The sequence below is a fragment of the Streptomyces hygroscopicus subsp. hygroscopicus genome (assembly GCF_001553455.1).
Taxonomy (GTDB): Bacteria; Actinomycetota; Actinomycetes; order Streptomycetales; family Streptomycetaceae; genus Streptomyces; species Streptomyces hygroscopicus.
On the sequence record NZ_BBOX01000559.1, the window covers coordinates 1 to 6,797 of the forward strand.

Annotated in this window: 2 protein-coding genes; both read right to left on the reverse strand. The window is 72.7% G+C overall.

The features are described 5' to 3' along the window. On the reverse strand, positions 1 to 5,320 hold a 5,320-nt coding region (locus AXW62_RS38555; RefSeq protein ID WP_107406403.1), incomplete at its 3' end, for a type I polyketide synthase. 54 nt (positions 5,321 to 5,374) lie between these two features. After that, the coding region (locus tag AXW62_RS38560; protein WP_159061079.1) for a type I polyketide synthase at positions 5,375 to 6,797 on the reverse strand (1,423 nt) is incomplete at its 5' end.

Below are 6,797 nucleotides of genomic sequence, written 5' to 3' on the forward strand. Positions count from 1 at the left end.
CCGACACCATCGCCTGTACCGGGTTGGTGAGCCGCTCCGAGCCGTCCACCGAGACGGCCCCCCGGGTGGCACTCCACAGCCGGGCCGGGATCTTCGCCTCGACCATGGCCCGCACCAGCGCCAGGCTCAGCGCGTAGCCGCTCGGCAGAGCCGGATGCCCCGGGCAGGGTTCCTCGTCCAGGGCGAGCAGCGACAGCACACCGCCCAGCTCGGGCGACTGCCCGGCGACCTCGCGCAGCCGCTCCGCCAGCACGTCGGCGTCGAGGTCCCGCTCGTCCACCACGACCGGAACCACACCCGCGCCATGCCGCTCGAGCCCGGCGACAACGCCCGAGACCAGCTCGTCCCCGGCACAGGACGCCGGAACCACCACCGGCCAGGTTCCCGACAACGGCCCCCCGGCCAGGTCCGGGGCCGGCTTCCACATCACCTGGTAGCGCCAGCTGTCGATCTCCTCCCGCTGTGTCACGCCGCTGTCCTGGGCCCACGGGCCCCATGCCAGCGAGACACCCGGCAGTCCTCGAGCGCGACGCCACGACGCGAGGCCGTCCAGGAACACATGCGCCGCGGCGCAGGTGCCCTGCCCGGCCGCGCCGAGCAGACCCGCGGTCGATGAGAACAGCACGAACGCCGAAAGGTCCATGTGCGCGGTCAGCTCATGCAGGTTCCAGGCCGCGTCCACCTTCGCCCGCAGCACCGCGCTCGCCCGCTCGCGGGTCAGCGATGCGAACAGCCCGTCATCGAGCACCTCGTCCGCGTGCACCACGGCGCTCAGCGCGAACTCCTCGGGCAGTTGCGCCAGCACCGCGGCAAGCGCCTCACGATCCGCGGCGTCACCGGCGGTGACCACCACGTCGGCGCCCCCGGCCGCCAGTTCGGCCCGCAACGCGACGGCGCCGTCCGTCTCCGCACCACGACGGGACAGCAGGACCAGTTTCCTGACACCGTGCCGGGCCACCAGATGCCGGGCCACCAGACCGCCCAGAGCGCCCGTGCCCTCCGTCACCAGCACCGCGCCGGAACCGAACACCTCCGTCTCGGGGGCGTCATCCGCGGGCGCTGAGCGGGCCAGACGTGGCACGCGGACCTCGCCCGAGCGCACCACCACCTGCTCCTCACGGGTAGCCCGCACTCCCGCGAGAAGTCCCACCGCACGCTCGACATCGTCCGTGTCGACCAGCACCAGCCGTCCCGGGTGCTCCGACTGCGCCGACCGCACCAGACCCCACACCGCCGCGGCCGCCAGGTCCCGTACCCCCTCGCCGGTGTCGACGGCACCCTGGGTCAGCACCACCAGCGGGGTGCCCGCGAACCGGTCGTCCGCCAGCCACGACGACACGGTCTCCAGCACCTCACCGACCCGTGTGTGGACCTCGTCCACCGCCGCGGGGCCGTTCGAAGCCACCGGCAGTACCACCATGCCGGGCATGCTCGTGCCCGCCGCCACGGTGTCGCTCAGTGCCGTGGGGTCGGTGTACACGTCGGCGGGGAAGAATCCCGCCGCCTGAAGAGCGTCGCCCACGCCGAGGCAGTCGTCGACCAGCACCGCCCACCAGCCGGGTGCCACGCCCTCGGCGGGCTTGACCGCGCCCGCCGTCCACTCCATGCGCAACGGCCCGTCGCCGGCCGTCCGGCCCGCGTTCTGCAACGTCGCGGCCTGCATGGGCCGGAGCACGAGGGACTCGACGGTAGCCACCGGGCGGCCCGAGGTGTCGGCCATGGCCAGCGACACGGCCTGCCGTCCGTCCGGGACGATCCGGACGCGCAGCGCCTGGGCGCCGACGGCCTCCAGGGAGAATCCCCGCCACGAGAACGGCATCAGATTGCCCGCGCTCGGCGCGTCGTCGCCGCCGCGCAACGCGTTGTTCGCGCCGATCGCCTGGAGGGCCGCGTCGAACAGGGCCGGGTGCAGACCGAAGTACTTCGCGACGCCGCGCTGGTCCTCGGGCAGCTCGACGTCGGCGAACACCGCGTCACCGCGCTTCCAGGCACGCCGCAGACCGCGGTACGCCGGACCGTAGTACAGCCCGTGTTCGGCGGCGTGCTCGTAGCCGCCGGAGACCTCGACGGGCTTGGCACCGGAGGGCGGCCACTTCGCGAAGTCGAAGGAGGCCGCCGCCGCGGGCGGCGTGAGCACACCGTGAGCGTGCCGCACCCACGGCTGCTCGAGGTCGGCCTCGTCGCCGGCCGGCTCCATCCGTGAGTACACGCTGACGTCGCGCCGGCCCGAGGCGTCGGCCTCCGCCACCTCGACCTGGATCTGCACCCCGCCGCGCTCGGGCATTGCCAAGGGCGTCAGCAGCACCAGCTCGTCGACCCGGCCGCACCCGACCTGGTCCCCCGCTTGTGCGGCCATCTCCGCGAAGGCCGTTCCCGGCACCAGCGGCACGCCCTGCACCGTCTGGTCGGCGAGCCAGGCGTGCGTGGCGATCGACAGCCGCCCGCTGAGCAGTACGCCGCCGCCACCCGCCAGCGAGACCGCGGCGCTCAGCAGGGGGTGCGCCACCGGCCTGAGGCCCACCGATCCCACGTCGCCCATGGCCGCCGCGGAGTCCAGCCAATAGCGCTGGCGCTGGAAGGCGTAGGTCGGCAGATCGATCCGGCGGGCGCCATGTCCCTCGAACACGGTCCGCCAGTCGACACCGACGCCGCTGGCGTGCAGCTCGGCGGCGGAGGTCAGGAACCGCTCGGGCCCGCCCTCGTCCCGCCGCAGCGTGCCGGCGACCACGGCCCGCGCCTCAGCGGCCTCCACCGTCTGCTGCACCGGCAGCGTCAGCACCGGATGCGGGCTCACCTCGGCGAAGACCGTGTAACCGTCGTCCAGCAGCGTGCGCGTCGTGCTCTCCAGCTCAACGGTCTGCCGCAGGTTGCGGTACCAGTACTCGGCGTCCAGCCCGGCCGTGTCCACCACTTCGCCGGTCACCGTGGAGTAGAACGGCACCCGAGAGCTACGCGGCGCGATGTCCGCCAGAACCTTCAGCAACTCCTCGCGGATCGCCTCCACATGCGCGGAGTGCGACGCGTAGTCCACCGGCACCCGGCGGACCCGCACCTCCTCACCCTCCAGCTTGGCCACCATCTCGTCCAGCGCCCCCGGATCACCGGAGACCACGACGGAACCGGGGCCGTTGACCGCCGCGACCGAGATGGCGCCGTCCCAGGCGGCGATGCGCTCCCTGACCCGGTCCACCGGCAGCCCGACCGACACCATGCCACCACGGCCCGCCAGACCCGCCGCGATGGCCTGGGACCGCAGCGCCACCACCTTCGCCGCGTCCTGGAGCGAGAGCGCGCCCGCGACGCAGGCCGCGGCGATCTCGCCCTGGCTGTGGCCCATCACCGCGTCCGGCTCGACCCCCACCGAACGCCACAGCCTTGCCAGCGACACCATCACCGCGAACAGCACCGGCTGCACCACGTCCACCCGGTCGAGACCGGGGGCGCCATCGGCCTCCCTCAGCACCGCGGTCAGCGACCAGTCGACATACGCCGACAGGGCCTTCTCACACTCACCGATCGCCTCGGCGAACACCGGCGAGCTGTCGAGCAGGCCCACCGCCATACCCGCCCACTGCGCCCCCTGCCCGGGGAACACGAAGGCCGTCCGCCGTCCCTTCGCGGCCTGCCCCCTGACCACGCCCTGGGCCACTTCGCCCTGGGCCACGGCCCGCAGGCCGCGCAGCAGACTCTCGCGGTCCTCGCCGATCACCGCGGCGCGGTGCTCGAACGCCGATCGGGACACCGCCAGGGAGTAGCCGATGTCCGCGACGGACGCCGCCGTGGGATCGTCGCCCTCAGCGGCCGTCAGACGGGCGTACAGCCGCTCGGCCTGCGCCCGCAGCGCGCTCTCGCCCTTGCCCGAGATCAGCCACGGCACGACGGAGGAGGCGATCGGGCGGGGAGCCCCGGCCTCCGGACCGGCCGGCTCCGGCTCCTCGGCTTCGGGAGCCTGCTCGATGATGGTGTGCGCGTTGGTACCGCTGATGCCGAACGAGGAGATGCCCGCCCGGCGGAGCCGGCCGGTCTCCGGCCAGGGCCGGGCCTCGGTCAGCAGTTCCACGGCCCCCGCCGACCAGTCCACATGCGGGGTCGGCTCGTCCACGTGCAGGGTCTTGGGCAGGATGCCGTGCCGCATGGCCATCACCATCTTGATGACCCCCGCGACACCCGCCGCCGCCTGCGCGTGGCCGATGTTGGACTTGATGGATCCCAGCCACAGCGGCCGGTCCTCCGGCCGGTCCTGGCCGTAGGAGGCGATCAGCGCCTGCGCCTCGATCGGGTCGCCCAGTGAGGTGCCGGTGCCGTGCGCCTCTACCACGTCGACCTCGTCCGGGGTGAGTCCGGCGTTGTCGAGGGCCTGACGGATCACCCTGCGCTGCGACGGGCCGTTGGGGGCCGTGAGGCCGTTGCTGGCGCCGTCCTGGTTCACCGCGGAGCCGCGCACCACCGCGAGCACGGGGTGGCCGTGGCGGCGGGCGTCGGACAGCCGCTCCACGAGCAGCACGCCGACGCCCTCGGACCAGTTGGTGCCGTCCGCGCCCGCCGCGAAGGGCTTGCAGCGGCCGTCGGACGCGAGGCCCCGCTGACGGCTGAACTCGGTGAACGTTCCGGGGCCGGCCATCACGGTGATGCCGCCGGCCAGAGCGAAGTCGCACTCGCCCTGGCGCAGCGCCTGCGCTGCCAGGTGCAGTGTCACCAGGGACGACGAACACGCCGTGTCCACCGTCACCGCGGGGCCTTCGAGGCCGAGGACGTAGGAGATCCGGCCCGAGGTGACGGCGGGTGTCTGCCCCGTCATCAGGTGGCCTTCGACCTCTTCGGCCTCGACGGGGCCGGCCGCACCGTACCCCTGGAAGGCGGCGCCCATGAACACGCCGCCGGTGCTGCCCTTGACGGACAGCGGGTCGATGCCCGCCCGCTCCAGGACCTCCCAGGACACCTCGAGCAGCAGCCGCTGCTGGGGGTCCATCGCCAGTGCCTCACGCGGGGAGATCCCGAAGAACGCGGGGTCGAACAGGGCGGCGTCGTGCAGGAACCCGCCCTCGTTCACATAGCTCGTGCCCTGGCTGTCGGGGTCCGGGTCGTACAGCTCCTCGTGCCAGCCGCGGTCCTTCGGGAACGGCGAGAGCCCGTCGGCACCGTCCGCGACCATGCGCCACAGCTCCTCCGGAGAGCTGACCCCGCCGGGGAAGCGGCAGCTCATCGCGACGATCGCGATCGGCTCCCGGTTCTTCGCCTCCACTTCTCGAAGGCGCAGACGAGTGCGGTGCAGATCAGTCGTCACCTTGTTGAGGTAGTCGCGGAGCTTTGTCTCGCTCACTGGTTTGCCGTCACTTTCTTTGCAGTCAAGGGTCAGAGGTCGCCGGACAGCGGTTCAGGACAGCCCGAGCTCGTTGTCGATGAAGTCGAACAGCTCGTCGTTGGAGGACGATCCGATCCGTTCGGCCACCTCCGCGGTGGAGTCGGAGTCGTCGGAAGCCTCGCCCAGCCTCCCCAGAAGCTCCTTCAGCCGCTCGGCCACCTTCGTGCGGGTCTCGCCGTCGTCCATCACCTCGGAGAGCAGGGGCTCCAGTTTGTCCAGCTCGGCGAAGACCACGGGCTCCCCCGTGCCGCCGTCCGGCAGGAGTTCCTCCCTCAGGTGGTCCACCAGCGCCGTGGGGGTCGGGTGGTCGAAGACCAGCACGGCCGACAGCCGCAGCCCGGTTTCCGCGTTGAGCCGGTTGCGCAGTTCCACCGTGGTCAGGGAGTCGAAGCCCATGTCCTTGAAGGCCATGTCGGGCTCGACCGCCTCCGGTGAGCCGTGGCCGAGGACCGTGGCCACCTGCACCCGCACCAGGTCCAGCAGGGTCCGGTACTGGTCGGCCGCGGAGAGACCGGCGAGGCGGTCCCGCAGCGATCCGGTGCCGGTCCGCGCGGTCTCCGGTGCCGTGACCCGGCGCCGGGGGACACGCACCAGGCCGCGCAGCAGAGCGGGCACCTCACCGGTGCGGGCCTGGACGCGCAGGGCGGCGAGGTCCACATGGGTCGGCACGAGCACGGTCTCATCGGTCCTGAGCGCGTCGTCGAACAGCGCGAGGCCCTCTTCCGAGCTGAGCGCGTTCAGCCCGGCCCGCGCGATGCGCTGGAGGTCCGCCTCGCCCAGATCCCCGGTCATCTCGCTGCGCTGCTCCCACATGCCCCAGGCCAGGGAGACCGCGGGGAGGCCGAGTGCGCGGCGCTGGTGCGCCAGGGCGTCCAGGAAGGCGTTGGCCGCGGCGTAGTTGGCCTGGCCGCCGCCACCGAAGTTGGAGGAGGCCGAGGAGAACACCACGAAGGCGGAGAGGTCGAGGTCGCGGGTCAGCTCGTGCAGGTGCAGCGCGGCGTCCACCTTCGGACGCAGCACCGTGTCCACCCGCTCCGGCGTCAGCGACTCCACCACACCGTCATCCAGCACACCCGCCGCGTGCACCACGGCCGACAGCGGACGCTCCGGCCCGATCTCCGCCAGCAACTCCTCCACCGCGGCCCGGTCGGCGACATCACACGCCACCACCCGCGCCTCCGCACCCAGCCCGGCCAGCTCCGCCACCAACTCCGCCGCACCCGGCGCCGCCACACCACGACGACTCGTCAGCACCAGATGCCGGACCCCATGCTTCACCACCAGATGACGGGCCAGCAACGCACCCAGACCACCCGTACCACCCGTGATCAACACCGTGCCACCCCCGTCCAGCGCCCTCGGAACGGTCAGCGCGACCTTGCCGGTGTGCCGGGCCTGGCTGACGAACCGGAAGGCGTCGGGCGCCCTGCGGACA